19 protein-coding genes and 1 tRNA gene are annotated in these 16927 nt (G+C 59.5%); 15 read left to right on the top strand and 5 right to left on the bottom strand.

What is annotated here, in order from left to right; genetic code table 11:
• Nucleotide 1 precedes the first annotated feature (1 nt).
• A complete protein-coding gene (locus ACO06X_RS09660) occupies nt 2-928 on the bottom strand; it encodes a cell division protein FtsX (RefSeq protein ID WP_421839706.1) in 927 nt (308 codons plus the stop codon).
• A gap of 12 nt (nt 929-940) precedes the next feature.
• Complete coding sequence (gene ftsE / locus ACO06X_RS09655; RefSeq protein ID WP_421839705.1) at nt 941-1687, bottom strand: cell division ATP-binding protein FtsE; 747 nt, start codon at nt 1685-1687, stop codon at nt 941-943.
• Nucleotides 1688-1847: 160 nt separating this feature from the next.
• Between ftsE and ACO06X_RS09650 the strand changes: the two genes are divergently transcribed.
• The 14 genes from ACO06X_RS09650 (at nt 1848) to ACO06X_RS09585 (ending at nt 14042) form a co-directional block, all read left to right on the top strand.
• On the top strand, nt 1848-2615 hold the full coding sequence (locus tag ACO06X_RS09650; protein WP_421839704.1) for a zinc-ribbon domain-containing protein: 768 nt from the start codon (nt 1848-1850) through the stop codon (nt 2613-2615).
• A 103-nt stretch (nt 2616-2718) separates the two neighbouring features.
• Nucleotides 2719-2805: transfer RNA gene (locus tag ACO06X_RS09645), tRNA-Leu, on the top strand.
• 215 nt (nt 2806-3020) lie between these two features.
• Complete coding sequence (locus ACO06X_RS09640) at nt 3021-3221, top strand: helix-turn-helix transcriptional regulator (RefSeq protein ID WP_421839703.1); 201 nt, start codon at nt 3021-3023, stop codon at nt 3219-3221.
• 82 nt (nt 3222-3303) lie between these two features.
• Entirely contained in the window at nt 3304-4647 is a 1344-nt protein-coding gene (dcm, locus tag ACO06X_RS09635) for a DNA (cytosine-5-)-methyltransferase (RefSeq protein ID WP_421839702.1), read from the top strand.
• Entirely contained in the window at nt 4640-5092 is a 453-nt protein-coding gene (locus ACO06X_RS09630; RefSeq protein ID WP_421839701.1) for a very short patch repair endonuclease, read from the top strand. Before dcm ends, ACO06X_RS09630 begins: the two co-directional genes overlap by 8 nt.
• Complete coding sequence (locus ACO06X_RS09625) at nt 5093-6310, top strand: type II restriction endonuclease (RefSeq protein WP_421839700.1); 1218 nt, start codon at nt 5093-5095, stop codon at nt 6308-6310.
• An 87-nt stretch (nt 6311-6397) separates the two neighbouring features.
• Nucleotides 6398-7084, top strand: a complete 687-nt coding sequence (locus ACO06X_RS09620; protein ID WP_421839699.1) for a hypothetical protein — start codon at nt 6398-6400, stop codon at nt 7082-7084.
• A 48-nt stretch (nt 7085-7132) separates the two neighbouring features.
• Nucleotides 7133-7606, top strand: a complete 474-nt coding sequence (locus ACO06X_RS09615) for a TIR domain-containing protein (protein WP_421839698.1) — start codon at nt 7133-7135, stop codon at nt 7604-7606.
• A gap of 12 nt (nt 7607-7618) precedes the next feature.
• Nucleotides 7619-8245 (top strand): hypothetical protein, encoded by a 627-nt coding sequence (locus ACO06X_RS09610; RefSeq protein WP_421839697.1) that lies wholly within the window; start codon nt 7619-7621, stop codon nt 8243-8245.
• 19 nt (nt 8246-8264) lie between these two features.
• Complete coding sequence (locus tag ACO06X_RS09605; RefSeq protein WP_421839696.1) at nt 8265-9371, top strand: pyrophosphatase; 1107 nt, start codon at nt 8265-8267, stop codon at nt 9369-9371.
• 12 nt (nt 9372-9383) lie between these two features.
• Nucleotides 9384-10034: a uracil-DNA glycosylase gene (locus ACO06X_RS09600; RefSeq protein ID WP_421839695.1), complete on the top strand. Its 651-nt coding sequence runs from the start codon at nt 9384-9386 to the stop codon at nt 10032-10034.
• A gap of 221 nt (nt 10035-10255) precedes the next feature.
• The gene (locus ACO06X_RS09595) at nt 10256-10774 is read left to right on the top strand and encodes a hypothetical protein (protein ID WP_421839694.1); all 519 of its coding nucleotides are present in this window, start codon (nt 10256-10258) and stop codon (nt 10772-10774) included.
• 1 nt (nt 10775) lies between these two features.
• Nucleotides 10776-12941, top strand: coding sequence for a type IV secretory system conjugative DNA transfer family protein (locus ACO06X_RS09590; protein WP_421839693.1), 2166 nt, complete (start codon nt 10776-10778; stop codon nt 12939-12941).
• Between the two features lie 36 nt (nt 12942-12977).
• Nucleotides 12978-14042 carry a replication-relaxation family protein gene (locus tag ACO06X_RS09585; RefSeq protein WP_421839692.1) on the top strand — a complete coding sequence of 355 codons (1065 nt, stop codon included), beginning with the start codon at nt 12978-12980 and terminating at the stop codon, nt 14040-14042.
• Here the strand turns inward: ACO06X_RS09585 and ACO06X_RS09580 are convergent.
• The 3 genes from ACO06X_RS09580 to ACO06X_RS09570 form a co-directional block, all read right to left on the bottom strand.
• On the bottom strand, nt 14033-14473 hold the full coding sequence (locus tag ACO06X_RS09580) for a hypothetical protein (protein WP_421839691.1): 441 nt from the start codon (nt 14471-14473) through the stop codon (nt 14033-14035). The two genes, ACO06X_RS09585 and ACO06X_RS09580, sit on opposite strands and share 10 nt — an antisense overlap.
• Nucleotide 14474: 1 nt before the next feature.
• Nucleotides 14475-14825, bottom strand: coding sequence for a helix-turn-helix transcriptional regulator (locus tag ACO06X_RS09575; RefSeq protein ID WP_421839690.1), 351 nt, complete (start codon nt 14823-14825; stop codon nt 14475-14477).
• 370 nt (nt 14826-15195) lie between these two features.
• A complete protein-coding gene (locus ACO06X_RS09570; protein WP_421839689.1) occupies nt 15196-15540 on the bottom strand; it encodes a DUF3768 domain-containing protein in 345 nt (114 codons plus the stop codon).
• Nucleotides 15541-15741: 201 nt separating this feature from the next.
• Between ACO06X_RS09570 and ACO06X_RS09565 the strand changes: the two genes are divergently transcribed.
• The gene (locus ACO06X_RS09565) at nt 15742-16905 is read left to right on the top strand and encodes a type IV secretory system conjugative DNA transfer family protein (protein ID WP_421839688.1); all 1164 of its coding nucleotides are present in this window, start codon (nt 15742-15744) and stop codon (nt 16903-16905) included.
• Nucleotides 16906-16927 lie beyond the last annotated feature (22 nt).

The following is a 16927-nucleotide window of genomic DNA, read 5'->3' as shown; positions in this document are numbered from 1 at the left end:
TTCAGAGCATCCGCCGCAAGGCGGCCAGCACGGTCACCCGCGCAGTCAACACGGCGAGCGCGACACCGGCGAGCGGGATTGCCGCAATCACGATCCAGTCCTGCCAGTGCAGCACCGCGCCCGCGACCATGCCCGAGCCGAGCCCTGCGAACTGGCGCGAGAGCGTGACGATCGTCACCACGCCAAACAGCAGGCCCGCGAGGCCACCGGCGGCAGCATCGAAGGCCATCGAGCGCTGGAACACCCGCGCGATCTGCTTGTCCGTGCCGCCCAGCATGTGCACGATCTCGATCGTTTCACGGTGGTTGCCCAGCGCATTGCGCGAAGCGAGCAGCACGGCCGCAATCGTCGCGATAGCCAACAGTGCGATCAGGCCGCCGGCCAGCCACTGCAGCGTTCCGATCGCGGCGAACACCGGCGCCAGCCATCCGGCTTGCGCATCGATCCGGGCAGAGGCGGCCACCGGCACCACCAGCGCGCGCAAGTGCGCCACCTGGTCCGCCGTTGCAGCACCCTTGAGCCGCACGTCGATCAAGGCCGGAATCGGCAAGGCCTCGACATCGTCGCCGGGCCGCGTGCCGAGCCATGGCTCGACCAGAGTGTTGAGTTCCTCCTGCGCCACTTGCCGAACTTCGGCCACTTCGGGCGCCTTTGCAAGCACGGCAACCACGGCTGCGGCCTGGCGGAGCCGTTCGGCCGGGGCGGCGGTCACGATCTGCACGGTGACGCCGCCTTCCAGATCGGCGCTCGCGGTTTCCGCCGCGTTGCGCAGGGCGAGGCCGCTGGCGGCGGCAACCACCGTCATCGCAATCATGATCGCGATGACCCACGGCATCGGCCCCGAAAGCTGCGCTTCGGGCAGCAGTCGCGGGTCGCTTGCCGCAGAACCGCCGCGCCAGCGCAGGAACAGGGAGGAAAGGAAGCCCATCTCCTGAAACGCTCAGAGCGGCGGCGACGCGTCGGCGCCAGCCATGGCCGGGCGGCGGGGCGGATAGCGCAGCGCACCCGTCGGGTCGCTCAGCCGCCCCTTGTCGAGCCGCATGATCAGCGATTCCGGCACCTTGCGGATCAGATGAACATCGTGGGTGGCAACCACCACGGTCGTGCCCAGCCGGTTGAGGCTTTCAAACAGGCGCAGCAGTTTCAGTGCCATGTCCGGGTCGACGTTGCCGGTCGGCTCGTCGGCGACGAGCATGTCGGGCCGTGCGATCACCGCGCGGGCGATGGCCACGCGCTGCTGCTCCCCGCCGGAAAGCGTCGCGGGCCGGGCATGCTGCCGGTCGCCTAGTCCCACCCAGTCGAGCATTTCGCCCACCGGCCGCGCGATGTCCTTCTCGCTCACGCCCGCCACCCGCAGCGGCAGCGCCACGTTGTCGAAGGCGGAAAGGTGATCGACCAGCCGGAAGTCCTGAAACACCACGCCGATGCGGCGGCGGAAACCGGGCAGGCGTTCGCGCGGCAGGGTGATCGCATCGGTGCCGAACAAGCGGATCAGCCCGCGCGAAGGGCGCTGCGCCAGATAGAGCAGCTTGAGCAGGCTGGTCTTGCCTGCGCCGCTCGCACCAGTGAGAAAATAGAAGCAGCCCGGGTAGAGCGTGAACGAGACATCGGCCAGGATTTCCTTGTCCGTTCCGTAGCGCAGCCCGACGTTGTCGAACTGGACGATTTCGGCATCAGGCTGGCTCATGTCAGGCGTTGCGGTCCCGTAGGGTGGTTTGCTCGCGCGGGGGCCGCGCACTGCTTGCGGCGGCTATACGGCGCAATCGATGTGGAAAAAAGGGCAGGCGAGCACTTCTCCCCGCCCGTCCCTATTGTTTCCTTGCATCCCCCCATGCTTAACCCGCCCCATGATCATTGCGTGCCCCGCCTGCTCGACGCGCTACGTCCTCCCCGACAGCGCGATAGGTGTGGAGGGCCGCACGGTCCGCTGTGCCAAGTGCCGGCACAGCTGGTTCCAGCACGGTCCTGAACTGCCGCCGCGCGAGGAGATGGCACCCTCGGTGACGCCAGCCGCCGCTCCGCCGCCTGCACCGGAACCAGAAGACCAGCCCGGATCCGCATCGGTAGGGCCGGTGCCCGAACCGCCCGTCGTCCCGCGGCCGGTGATCCGTCCGGCCACGCGCTCGGCGGACGAGAGTTTCGACGATACCGCCTCAAGCTTCGATCACCAGCCGCCGTTCCGCCCGCGTCGCAACACCGCGAAGCTGTGGACGATTGCCGGAGTCAGCTTCGCCGTGCTCGTCGCGGTGCTCATCGCGCTCGCCTCGTGGCTCGGCCTGCCGCGCTGGTTGCCTGCCGCACACGCCACGTTCGGGGCCGGCAACCCCGATCTCGTGCTGGCGTTCCCCTCCGAACGGCAGGATCGCCGCACGCTGCCCAATGGCACCGAGTATTTCGGCGCCAGCGGCACCGTCACCAATGTCGGCAAGCAGCCGCAGGAAGTCCCGCCGATCCTGATCGTGCTGCGCGATGCCAAGGACAAGGTGGTCTACACCTGGGATGTCACCCCCCCGCGTGAGATGCTGAAGCCCGGCGAGAGCGTCACAATCAACGAAGCGGTGACCGACGTCCCCAAAAGCGCCAAGGTCGCGGAGATCGGCTGGAAGCCCGAATAAAAAATCCTCGGCTAGTTGTTGCGCGGCGCGGGGGGCTTTGCTAGGGGCGCCGCTCTACCCCGGCGGGGCAGCCTTTTAGGAAGGTGAAGCCCGCTTGCGATGTGCGGTCGTGGCGGAACTGGTAGACGCGCAACGTTGAGGTCGTTGTGGGCGAAAGCCCGTGGAAGTTCGAGTCTTCTCGACCGCACCAAAAACTTGAATTCATCGATGAAATTCAAGTGCTTATGCGAGGGGTGGAAATCTAGCCCACCCTCCAGCCCACCCAGAATCATGCGTTTTGGTGGGGCGATATGCGCCATCATGTGCAGCTCATTTGGCGACTCCCCCCGTTCCTGATAGCGTCAGCCCACCTCGGGGTTTGTCGTAACCGGGGCATCGCGATGCTCTCTTCATGGGAACATCGTGATGAGGATACTATCAAAGCGTCAGCTCAAGGAGCTTGTCCTGTACTCACCGCAGCACATCGCACGATTGGAAAAGGCCGGGCAATTCCCCACGCGGGTACACCTTGGCCCTAGCCGAGTGGGGTGGGTTGAGACTGAAGTGCTCGATTGGCTTCAAAAACGGTTGGATTGCAGAGAAGCGCCTAGCCGACACTCCTTCTGAAGGAGCGGGTGGCCGGGCGTGCACAGTCCGGCCACCCATTTCCCACCTCCTAGCCGTATCGCTTGTTGCAGTGCTATACCTGTTGACAACCATGTCTGAACATATAGAGAACAAATTGACAACTGGGAAGCCGGTTGCCATCGTGGCAAAAAATGACACAGGGGTGGTCGAGATGCGCAAGTCAACGGTGCGGCAGAGCGAGTTCAGCCGCCTCTGCGAACAGGCTGGCCTCACCCTTCAGGAAGCCGCGAGTCTGCTATCGGTGTCTGATCGCACTATTGCCCGCTACGCGAGTGGCACCGGAAGGCCGACCCCACTGGCACTTCGTGTGCTGAACGATGCTGCGAGGCAGGCAGCCACCGACCCACGCCCTGTATCGTTTCGTTTTATCGACCTGTTCGCAGGGATCGGGGGACTCAGGATCGGCTTTCAGGGTATTGGTGGGCACTGTGTTTTCACGTCCGAATGGGATGCCGACGCGCAAAAAACATACTCGCTCAATTTCCGGGACAATCACCCGGTGGCAGGCGACATCCGGCAATTCGCCGAGCAGCCTGATTTGATCCCCGAGCATGACATCCTCCTTGCCGGGTTTCCATGCCAGCCGTTCTCGATTGCCGGGGTATCTAAGAAGAACGCACTTGGTCGTCCGCACGGCTTTCTGTGTGACACACAGGGCACCCTGTTTTTCGACACCGCGCAGATCATTGCGCACCATCGTCCGGCAGCATTCGTGCTTGAAAACGTCAAGAACCTTGAAAGTCACGACAAGGGCCGCACCTTCGCCACCATCATGAACGTGCTCCGGAATGAGCTTGGCTATCACGTCCAGACGCGCGTGATCAGTTCGGAGCACTGGGTTCCGCAGCGCCGTGAACGCATCTTCATCGTTGGTTTCCGGGACCCGACCGCTTTCGACCTAGGCAGCGTTGTGCTTCCCGCAGGTGGGCCAAAGCTAGGGAGCATCCTTCAGCCCCATGATGAGGTTGATCCCAAGTACACACTGACCGAGCGGCTATGGGAATATCTTCAGGCATACAAAGCCAAGCACACTGCCAAGGGGAATGGTTTCGGGTACAGCCTGTTTGGCCCCGATGATGTCGCCCGTACCCTCTCCGCCCGCTACTACAAGGACGGCTCGGAGGTATTGATCGAGCAACCGGGCAAGCGCCCGCGCCGTCTCACGCCGCTTGAATGTGCGCGCCTGATGGGTTTCGACCGGGGCGAGCGGCGGTGGAAGATCCCCGTGTCGGACACTCAGGCGTACCGGCAGTTTGGCAATGCGGTGGTGGTGCCGGTGGTGGAATTTCTGGCTGAAGCCATGAAGCCGTACATCGAAGCGGCGATTGCCACCGAGGCGGAGCCGCAGGCCATGCCCGCAGTCGTGACGCGACCGGATCGCGAGCGCATGGTCGCGCATGGCTGACATCGTTCCGGCTGAGGTGCGCAGCCGGATGATGGCAAACATCCGGGGCAAGAACACCAAGCCGGAACTGACCCTGCGCAAGGCGCTCCATGCTGCCGGCTTCCGCTACCGGCTTCATGGCCGAACGTTGCCTGGAAAGCCCGACATTGTTCTATCGAGGTATCGGGCGGTCATCTTCGTGCATGGCTGCTTCTGGCATGGCCACGACTGCAATCTGTTTCGCATGCCTGCGACACGTCCGGATTTCTGGCGCGAGAAGATCGCAAGAAACAGAATGACCGACGCCCGAAACGCCGACCGACTGGCAGAGGCTGGCTGGCGACTGGCAGTCGTCTGGGAATGTGCGCTCAGGGGAAAGTCGCGCCGACCGCTTGCAGAGACGATTGCCGCCTGCGCATCATGGCTACGGTCAGGTGAGCACCGAATCGAGATCAAGGGAACCTGAATGCGCCGGGGTATGCTCTCTGACCTGTTTGTGGGCGTGGTATCAAAGCGCCTCACACTGGTTGAAACGATCACCCCGAAATCCAACCAGCACGAGTTTCAGGGGACTCGCCCCTTGCGGCGCCTTCTTGGCGACGAGGACCGTCGCCAGATCACGACCCGCTTTCTTTTGATATCTGGCGAACAGGAAGGGTTCTCCGAAGATGGCTTCATGAGTTGGTCCAACGTCCGCAAGGGCAAGCCCCGCGCCGCTGAATACCACCTTTACTACTCCAGCAATGCGGTGACCGAGATGATGCAGCCGGGGGACCGCCTGTTTCTGGCGCTCCAGCGCGACGGCACCATGCTTGCGATCGTTACCGCTTCCGCCACCATCGAAAACCAGTTGGTTTGGCTCTTCGGACTTGAAGAGCAGGAAGAATTCGCCTTCACCTACCAGGAGATCGGCGATGACAGCGCCGAACTTGATTTCGCCGCGAGGTATATCCTCGAAGAGCTGGGCATCGAGCCGGAAGAGCCTGAGGCCGACCAGATCGACACGCTCATCGAGCGCTTTGGACTGGTGTTCCCGAAGACGGGGGCATTCTCCGAGCTGGCCCGCGCTTCCTTGCCGGACGTTTCGGCGCAGGACGATCCTGACCTCGCCTTGATCGCGTGGCTGGAACGGGAAGAGCAGATGTTCCGGAGACTGGAGCGGCGGATCGTGGCCGAACGGATTGGCGGCGGTTTTGAGGCTCCGGATGGCGCGGATGTCGATGGCTTTCTGGCCTTCTCGCTAAGTGTTCAGAACCGCCGGAAATCAAGGGCAGGTCAGGCGCTTGAGCATCACCTTGAAGCGGTCTTCATCGCTCATGCCATCCAGTATGCGCGCGGCGCGGAAACCGAAAATCGCAACAAGCCGGATTTCCTGTTTCCGGGGCAACACGCATATCGGGACCCGGATTTTCCGGCCTCCCGCCTCACAATGCTGGGTGCAAAATCAACGCTCAAGGATCGTTGGCGGCAGGTGCTCTCTGAGGCCGAACGAATCGAAACCAAGCACCTGCTCACCCTTGAGCCGGGCATTTCGGAGAACCAGACTACGGAGATGCAGATCAAGAACCTGCAACTTGTGGTGCCGCGCAGCCTGCATGCCACGTATCGTCAGGCGCAGCAGGCGTGGTTGATGGATGTGCAGAGCTTTCTGGCTTTGGTGACACAGAGGCAGCATGGCCTTTAAATCGCAGCCGCATCTTCGGGAGGCGACGGAAGCAAGGAATATCCACGTTCGAGTGACATGTTGTCTTCCTGAAGTTAAGTGTGTGCCGTGAATATCGATCCTAGCCCATCAGCGTCGAGTACAGCTGAACCGATCCTGTCCCTTGTCTGGGACAAGGCGAGTTGGTCGTTCAACCTTACCGCAAGCGTATGGCTCGTGGCCGCCATCACTGTAGCGATCCTCTTGCTTGCCATCTGGCGAATTCTCTCTGGGGGTTTCAGCTTCGAGAACTTCGAGATTGATCAAGCCGATATTGGGATCGGCGATCAGAAATTCACCTTCAAGCCGAACTTAACCGACAAGCAGGTAGCCTACGCCATTTGGGTTGAACTGAGCACCCGCAAGATCGGCTTGCAGATCGATTTTGAGAACGATGTCATCTCCGAAATATACGATTCGTGGTATGGATTCTTTTCCGTCACTCGTGACCTCGTGAAGGGTATTCCCGTCCAGAAAGTAAGCCGCGACAGTACGCAGAAGATAATCCGGTTATCGATTGAAGTCCTCAATGAAGGGCTTCGCCCTCACCTCACGCGATGGCAGGCCCGGTTTCGGCACTGGTACGACCGTGAGTTGAAGAAGTACGATACCGGAGCGGGAGAAGAGGTGCTTGATCCACAGCTCATTCAGGAGCGCTTCCCCAAGTTTGATGAGCTGAAAGCCGATATGGAGCGGGTGAACCAGTCTCTCATGAAGTACCGGCAACAAATGCATCGTCTGGTCTTGAAAGATTGACAGCCCCTCCCATATCAAGGAACATATCGGGAATATCAGGAGGCGACAGTGGCTGATCAGACTAAAAATGTGTTCATTAGTCACATTCACGAGGATGATGCTGGCCTTGGCAAGGTCAAAGACTTGCTGGCAAAGCAAGGCATGACAATCCGCGATTCGTCGATCAACTCGAGCAATCCTAATCAGGCAAAGTCCGAGAACTACATCAAGTCAGAAATCCTTGCGCCGCAGATTCAATGGGCCAGCACACTTGTCGTATACGTCACTCCCGGCACGAAAAACAGCGAGTGGGTTAACTGGGAGATCGAGTACGCCCATAAGATCGGGAAGCGCATCGTCGGGGTCTGGGAACAGGGGGCCAAGGATTGCGAGTTACCTGATGCGCTGAACAACTACGCTGATGCTGTAGTTGGCTGGAATGGCAGTTCCCTCGTTGATGCAATCAATGGGGATTGCGATGTCTGGGAGAAGCCAGATGGGTCTAGCTATCAAACGCGCCCGCTTAGCCCTCACCGTTGCTGAGCCGTTCATCAAGTGCCCAGTCTCTTTTCGTATGTGGTGCGCTACGATAGCGGGTTCGCTCCTAACCCATTCTATGGCCATTGCACCTTGGCCACCTGCAAGCCCGCGATACGCCAGTCTGCACAAGTGGGGGATTGGATCGTTGGCACTGGCAGCAGTGAAAGGAAGATTCGGCGCGGGAACCACCTTGTTCACGCAATGCGGGTCAAGGAGACCCTCGACTGGCGGAGCTACTGGGCAGATGCCAGATTTCAAAAGAAGCGCCCAATGCGCCAAGGGAGTCGCCGTCAAAGCTGTGGCGACAACATTTATTATCGATCTGACGATGACAGCTGTTGGCTTCAGTTAGACTCATTCCATGCCCACGCAGATGCCGCCGTCAAAGCCAATCACATCGCCCGCGATACCGGCACAGACCGAATTCTCATCAGCGAAGATTTCTACTACTTCGGCGGCGAGGGACCTGAGATACCTGCGAACTTCCGCGATCCGGCCCGGTATGATCTTTGTCGAAAGGTCAGACAGCGGAAGCGCTTGAGAGACGAAGGATGGATCGCTGAATTCGTTGCATGGCTTCGGACATTTGGTGAACCAGGCTATTATGGCAGACCACTCGACTGGGTACTCGAAGATGGCTGAAGCTTCGCCTCACGCAACAATGCTGATCGACGATTATGTTCGTCAGATTGCCCCTACCGACAAGATGCCGACAGACATCCGACCGGTCTTGTTCGGGCTCTTCGGTGAAGTCGGCGGCATCATGACAGCAGCCAAAAAATTCCATCGTGAGAAAGAGGTTTTCGTCGGCTATCGGCGAATGGTCGAGGAGGAGTTCGGCGACACGCTCTGGTATCTAGCGGCCCTATGCCGCCGCTTGGACTTGTCGCTTGAGGACCTACTAGACAAGGTAATATCCAGCGACGATTATACGTCGACCCTCGCCGCCAGCGATATTGAGAATGGCACGATCTCACGGATCATGATTCCGCGTCATGTGGCAGCGCTTGACGACTCGCTGCTCACCTTGGGCGATGCAGCGTCCCGCTTGCTCCACCTATGTCGAGACCAGAGCAACGCGGCGAACCTCATAATCCCTTTCATCGATTGCTATCTGAAAACATTGCAAGTTTCGGGCCTATCGTTTGGCGATGTTGCCCGGAGCAATCTGGCAAAGACGCGCGGTCGGTTTGTTGCGCCGGACTTGGCCGGATTACCCACATTCGATGCCAGCTTCCCAGCCGAGGAACAGCTCCCCTCGCATTTTGAGATCGAGTTTACGCAGCGTCCCGGCGGACAATGCTACCTGCGCTGGAATGGGGTCTTCATTGGCGATCCGCTCACCGACAACATCCTCGATTCCGACGACTATCGCTTCCATGATGTCTTTCACTTCGCTCATGCGGCAATATTGCATTGGTCGCCGACCATGCGGTCGCTCATCAAGCAGAAGCGGAAAAGTGACAAGGCAGTGGACGAAGCCCAGGACGGTGGCAGGGCAATCGTCGTCGAGGAGGGGCTGACAGCGTGGATTTTTTCGCGCGCTAAAGAGCTGAACTTTTTCTCGAACCAAAACTCGGTTTCGTTCGATATGCTCAAAACCATCGCAGACTTCGTGAAGGGATATGAGGTCGAGCAGTGCCCCCTGAAGCTTTGGGAACAAGCGATCCTTGAGGGCTACTCGGTATTCCGACAGGTGCGCGAAAACCGGGGCGGCATTGTGATTGGGGATCGTGCGGCAAGGACAATCGCGTATAGGCCCCTCTGAAAAGGGGTTTCCATGACACCGTTACACTTTGTTTCCCAGCTTGCCGCACTGCGCTTTGCAAATGCGTTTAACCCATACTCTGATCGGTGCGCGGTCCACGACATTCCAGATGCTCCGACGCAGCGCGCAACGACACTAACAGCCATGCTTCACGCAGCCGAGCAGACTGAGGTCGATGCCCTATGGGTGGGGCGCGATCTTGGCTTTCGCGGCGGGCGGCGTACCGGACTAGCGCTCACCGATGATGTCCATTACCACACCCATCTTGAGCGCTGGGGCCTACGCTACCCAAGACCCACGGTAGGCCAGCCGGTTCCCGAAAAGACTGCCACGGTGATCTGGAACATGGTCGATCAGATTCGCCAGCCGATCTTTTTCTGGAATGTGTTTCCGCTTCATCCCCATGAGCACGATGCACCGTTTACAAATCGGGCTCACAATGCGCGGGAGCGGCATGCCGGTACTGAGGTTTTGCACCAGCTTATCAAGCTACTCCGGCCCAGACGGCTCATTGCTGTTGGCAATGATGCTGAAAATGTTCTGACAAAGTTTGACGGGTTCCCAACAACGATCAAAGTGCGACATCCGAGCTATGGTGGGCAAACCGAATTTAGCAGACAGATTCGTGCAATATACGATATTCGAGAGCAGACGCTTCTCTGAACTATCTCTATCCCCATTCGGTATGCGGAGCCGTTCCCCATCCATAGAGACCAATGATGGAACATAGCTGCACCCGCAACGAAATCCGGCATCCGCGACTTCATAATGATTGCGTTGCATCATTATGAACCACCACCCGCCCCTCCTCCGATCCAATTTCTCTTGACCAATTGTCTGACTCTCACCTCAATGTCTCCCAGAATGGAAATGGGGGACTTTCCATGGAACTGCTATTCAAACGGGAACAGACCGCTGATCAGATTGGCCGCGTTCACTTCACCTTGTGGGGCAAGCTTGAGGTAAGTGAGGACGAGCAGGCGCTCATAAACCGATACGAGTTTGATGCCTCCGTCCTGATTGGCTCCGACGACTCGGAAATCCTGCGCAGGGCGATGTGGCTAGGCGGCATCGTGTTCGTCGTTGCCTTCGCCCTGCTGGCATACTTCCTCGCAAATGGCGGCATCGCCTTCCTCGGCGGAGCAGCGCTCGGCGGCGGCGCGGGATACTGGCACATGAACGAAAAGCGCCAGACCATCTTCGTGCGTGACATGCTTCATGGCCGCAATTTCAAGTGCGACAGTGTCGTCGAGCTGGCCAAGAAGGAAGCTTGGCTTGAAGGCGCATGCGGCGTGTTCCGGCAGGTGATGGAGAGCGCCAAGCACTGGGATGGCGTTGAACGTCACACCATTGACCCACTGCCAAAAGAGCAGGCCAAGGAACTGATCCTCAGAGCGGCCTGACATGGTCTGGCGCGTTGGCGCACGTGTCCATGCGTTCGTGCACGGGCTTTTCAAGCCCAGCGAGGCCGAACTCGTGCTTAGGCAATGGGACGAAGTTGCACAGCTGCATGAGCAGCTTGGGATTGCCGACCCGTCCGGGAAAGAACATCTGGCGGCCATCCTTGCTGAGACGGTGTGCGACCATATCGGGATACCCGAGGATCACGAGGAAGCGACTCGGGCACACCGTCTCATCGTCGAGCTCCTGAATTTCGATGCCCTGTTTGTTCTGCCCGTGATCGATTGGAGTCAGACCCGGACAATTGCCGAGCTATGGGACATCCGGGCCGAGCTATCGCGTCAGCGCGCTCTCGCCGCCAGCTTCGACCGAAGCTGCAACGTCGTAGTCGAGATTGCCATCGCAGCGCTGGCACCGATCCATGCCGCCTGCCCGTCACTTCTTGATGGTGCGGAACTCGATGGCATTCGTACTGAGACGTCATTGCTCCGCAGCCTGGGCGATGTTGGTGCCGTCACCGAAGCGATGTTGGTGCCAATCTTCGATGGCGATGGGTTGTCGGAGGTGCTGCCCCACCTCAGGCAGCGGCTCGAAGCAAATCTCATCCTTGCGTCCGGTGGCAACCCATCGGATCCCCGAGGCTTCAATCGCGCGCCGAAACTACCCAGCCAAGCGGACAGCAAAGACCCCGAGGCGCTTGTACGGAGCTACTTTGGCGGCACACCGTTCCTCCCTCTGTTTGACCAAGTGCTCGATTTCACCATCCCGACCAAGTCACGCTTTGAGCATCACCATATTGTCGCTGGGTCAGGCCACGGCAAAACCCAGACGCTGCAATACCTTATCGCTAATGATCTAGAGGCGGTGGCGGATGGCAACCGCACGGTCATCGTACTCGATAGCCAAGGCGACCTGATCCGAACCATTTCGAACCTCAAGATATTCGCACCGGGCCAACCCCTGCATGATCGTGTGGTCATCATCGACCCGAGCGACGTCGAGTGGCCGGTGTCGCTGAACCTGTTCGATGTCGGGATGGAGCGCCTGTCCGGTTACGCGCCACTGGAGCGCGAGCGGCTGACCAATTCCATCCTGGAGCTATACGACTTCGTGCTCGGCACGCTGCTTTCGGCGGAAATGACGCAAAAGCAGAATGTCATCTTCCGGTATGTGACTCGGCTTATGCTTCACATCCCGGATGCCACGATCCACACGTTGCGGGAATTGATGGAGCCTGGAAGCGAGAAGAAATTCGCCGAGCACATCGCCAAGCTCACCGGCACCGCACGGCATTTCTTCGAGACGGAATTCGCCGGCAAGGAGTTCGAGCAGACCAAGAAGCAGGTGCTGCGCCGCCTTTGGGGTATTCTCGAAAACCAGACCTTCGAGCGCATGTTCGCGCACCCACGTTCGAAGCTTGACCTCTTCGCCGAAATGAATGCTGGGAAGATCATCCTGATCAATACCGCCAAGGACTTGCTCAAAGAGCAAGGCACGGAGATATTCGGCAGATTCTTCATCGCCATGATCGCACAGGCTGCCCAGGAACGGGCCACCCTTCCTGCCAACAAACGCACGCCCACCATCGTCTATGTCGATGAGGCACAGGACTACTTTGATCGGAACATCGGTCTGATCCTTGCCCAGGCCCGCAAGTACAATGTGGGCATGGTGCTCGCTCACCAATACCTCGGCCAGCTTGAGCCGAAACTTCAGGAAGCCTTCGCGGCAAACACCGCAATCAAGTTTGCCGGAGGCGTGTCTGCCAAGGATGCCCGCGCACTCGCACCCATGATGTATTGCAGCCCTGAATTGATCGAAGCGCAGCCGAAGGGCAGCTTCGCTGTCCATGTGCGCGGTCAGACCAAAGGCGCTGTCCCGCTCTCATTCCCATTTGGATACATGGAGCAGATGCAGCGTATGGAACGGGCGGAGCGCGAAGCACTGCGAACCGTCATGCGTGAACGCTACGCTGTCCACTACTCAGAGCTTGAGGACCACGCAGCCACCAGCGATCCCGGCGATGGCGAACTGACTGCCAGTCAACCGGAAAGCCCAGCGGTTAAGTCGGGGTCCACATCACCGAAGCAGTCGCCAAAACCCAAATCGAGGCCGTCGCCCGAGGATACGCCCGGGCACATCGACACCGATGCCGGGGAAGAGTGGTAGCGGTGAAAAAATCTGTAGCTGCATTTGCTGGAACATGTGGGTGAATACCAGCACTCTCCTGAAAATGCCGTACGAAGACAGGTCGCGCCGAGCGGCATAGATGGATTGCTCGAAGATATTGAGAGCAATCCTATGCCCGAACCACGCGACACCCTCTGCCGCCGCTCCCGCATCACCGGCCACCCTACCGGCAAGCGCATCTTGCTCACCGAGCGCGACATCAGGTGGCTATCGGCACTTGCAGAACACGGGCCATTGCCGACCTCGTTCCTGCTCGCATTTGGCGGACGCAGCCATGCGAGTGAGAAACGTGCCCGCGAACGTCTGACCGATCTTTTCCATGAGACTGACACGCCGGACAATGGTGCATACCTGATCCGACCGCCGCAACAGTTCCGCACGCTCGACAGCCGCTATAACCAGCTTGTCTATGATCTTGCCTCGGCAGGGCGGCGAGCACTTGATCGCGTCGGACCGACCGAAGGGCCGCGCCCGGCACCGTCAGGGCCATGGCTTCATCGGTTCATGACAAGTTGCGTCACCGCCTCGATAGAACTTGGCGCGCGCGCACGTTCCGACCTGTCATACATCCCACAGTCTGCCATTCTCGGGCGTGCGCAAGCCGATCTTCGCTGCACGGTCACCATCACCGACCCAGCAACAGGCTACCGCTTCGACAAGGACTTGCTTCCGGACGCGCTGTTCGGCCTTCGATACCATACCGCAAGCGGTGACCGTTTCCGCTTCTTCGCGGTCGAGGCAGACCGCGCCACTGAGCCCACAACTTCGAGCAACTGGAACCGCAAGAGCTTCGAACGGAACCTATCGCAATACGATGCCTATGTCGCAGGTGGCACATACCGCCAACACCTTGGCCTCACCGCGCCGCTTTTGGTGCTGCATGTTCTGTCCGACGCGGTGCGGAAGCAGCGCATGGTTGAGTTCGTTGCCGACCGCTATCCCCATGGGAATACCTTTATGCTGTTCCAGGCCTGGGAGGACTTTGGCCCCGTGTTTCGCCCGCCCGAACCCAGCCCAGCCTTATTGAATGGCGGCTGGGTTCGGGGCGGGCTTGAACCCTTCCAGATTGATCAACCGTGATCCCGTAAGGATAGCGCCAGGGCCAGAGCCTCAAAGAGCACCGTGTTGCGAGGCTCGTTGTCATAGAAGCGCCGCTTCACCGGCTTCCACGGGGCCAGTTCGGGATACCGTTCGACGAGCGCATCGGCCTCGGCATACTTGTTGGGGTAGCGATGTTCACGCGGCACCGAGACTTCAAGCAGACCATTGTGCTCGGCAGTTCGGGCAATCGCGTTGATCAACTCCAGTGTGTGCTTGCCTTTATGACAGGCAGACTCTGGCTCTTCCGTCACGACCACATCAGGCATAAGATCGTTGATAAGCGCCTGGGCGTGTCCTGCCGCCTCGATACCGCTCTCTGCCGCCTTGTTCGACATGCACCAGTCAACCAGTCTGTCGCCGACAAGAAACACGGAACCGACGCGGCCCGATGCGGCGGCAAATGCCAGCACTCTAAGCGTCACCATACTGGTCGTGTTCGTCGGCTAATCGGCGGGCCAGCTTGTCAATCGAGGCGTCCCGGTTGAAGGTCCCCACATAGCTGCGCACACCTTCGGGCATGTGCAGTATGCGTTGACGTAGCTGCGCACGCGCTTCCCGCATGAGGTGCGAAAACAGGCTCTCAAACGACCGTCCGTATATAAGCGATAAGGTGACCACTTGCTGGAGTGTGGGGAGCTGATGGCCTCGCTCCAGCTCGGATACGAGTTTTTGGTGGGTGCCAAGCAATTGCGCGACATCGCGCTGGGTAAATCCCGACTTGCGCCTGGCCAGGCGCAGATCGAGAGCGAACTCGGTAGACATATGATTGTTTTGCTTATGGTTTCTAATGCCGCACAGCTTAGAATTCCGCAGGCCCCTCAAACTAGGAGGCCCAATATGCCCATCATGTATGTCGCCCACCCCTAGACAGCAAAGAACCACCTACGCGGTATGGGAGGGATCGAAGCCGGAAGGGTGAAACCCTTCCGGTACGCCATACCGCGCAGGTGGTCTTGCTGTCTTGGCCGCCGCGATTGTGTTTCAGAGTGTCAGGATACCGGGAATCCCTCACTGAATGCTAGACGGTCAAAGCCGACGAGAACGGCGGGCCGTCTGTCTAGGAGATGACGATTTTGCGTGGCCTGTCTTTCAGGCGGCACAAAGAAAGGCCGCCCACGAGGGGCGGCCTTCATCAGTACTCGCTCGCCAGCATGATGGTGAGCACCCGGTGTGTGACATCAGGATCGGCCGCGTCAGGGGAATGCCCCTGCAGGTCGAGATCGTAATAGTCGATCTTGAAGAGGATGCGCTGCCCATCGACCGTGAGTGCGCCGAAATCATGCTCGCCGTGCGGATCGTTGTCCCGGTCAAAGGCATCGAAATCGCGCACAGCGTCGATCACGTCCCCGGTGAAGCCGAGGCCCTGATCATGAATGCCGAGGGTGAACGTCACTCGTCCGTTGCCGATCCCAAAACGCCGGAACAGATCGTTGAGGCGCCGGATGGTCTCACGGCGCGAGGTTGCGTGTTTGTCCATGTCATTCTCCAATCGCAGCGGTGCGTCCGACTATTCGGGAGCACCGCTCGACCGGCGATGACCGGGCCAAGGTACTGTTCTGGCCAAAGTCTATGGCGGCGAGGCGGAGTCTGCCTAGGCCGCTCGCGATGGCGCAGCGGCATATCCCATTGCAGCCGATCTCGATGCCTAGCCCGCAATGCGACGGCAGAGGACAATGGCATGATGACTTCAGACATCACGCCGCTTGGTATGGCGCGCCACCAGTATGGTGACCGGCCTTTCGGAATCTTGCAGTCAGACCGGATGCATCACCTCTACGTGATCGGGCAGACCGGAACCGGGAAATCGACATTCCTGCTGAATCTGGCACTCCACGACGCGAAGGCAGGTCGGGGCTTTTGCTTGATCGACCCGCATGGCGACCTGGCGCTTGCGGTGCATCGGCACCTTGCAGTTCCGCACCACTATCTCGACATCGCCGATCCGGCTTGCCGCCTGGGGTATAATCCGCTTGCCCGTGTGCCTCGTTCCTTTCGTCCACTCCTCGCGTCCGGACTGATTGAGACCCTGAAGAAGCAGTGGGCTGACTCGTGGGGCGCGCGCATGGAGCACCTGCTCCGCTACGCCGTGCTGGCACTCCTTGATCAGCCCCAGGCCGACATCCGCGACATAGTGCGGCTGTATATCGACAAGGAGTTTCGCCGCGCGGTCGTTGCTCGCATTGCGGACGAGCAGGTACGCTCGTTCTGGATCTCGGAGTTTCCGAGCATGAACTACCTGAACGCCATCGATGGCGTTGCCCCAATCGCCAACAAACTCGGTGCGTTCCTGGCGAACCCGGTCGTGCGCCGTGCGGTATGTGAACCAGAAGAACCGCTCCGCTTTCGGCGGATTATGGATGAGAGCGGCATCGTGATCGTGAATCTCGCCAAGGGCAGGCTCGGCACCGACATGGCCAACGTAATGGGCGGACTCATCATCACCACGATCATGCTGGCGGCCTTTTCGCGCCATGGAAGCGAACAAAGGGCCCGACAGCCGTTCATGCTGCACATCGACGAGTTCCCGTCCTTTACGACCGAGGCGTTCGCGAACCTGCTGCCCGAGGCCCGCAAGTACGGCCTTTCTCTCACCCTGGCACACCAGCATGTCTCGCAGATTGAGCGGCCAGTCTTCGACGCCGTGCTCGGGAATGCGGGTACGATGATCGTGTTCCGTCTTGGGGCGCAGGACGCACCAGAATTCGTCCGCCAGTTTGGCGACGTCACCGTTCCCGACCTTACACGACTACCAAACCACCACGCCTACGTGCAGCTCATGGTGGATGGGCAGAAGTGCTCTCCATTTTCCATGCGGACTTGGCATCCGCCGCATACTCACTGAGCATAGCCGTCCGCCTAGAATT

The sequence above is a fragment of the Novosphingobium sp. genome (assembly GCF_965229225.1).
GTDB lineage: Bacteria > Pseudomonadota > Alphaproteobacteria > Sphingomonadales > Sphingomonadaceae > Novosphingobium.
This window is presented reverse-complemented; position numbering and strand designations above follow the sequence as displayed.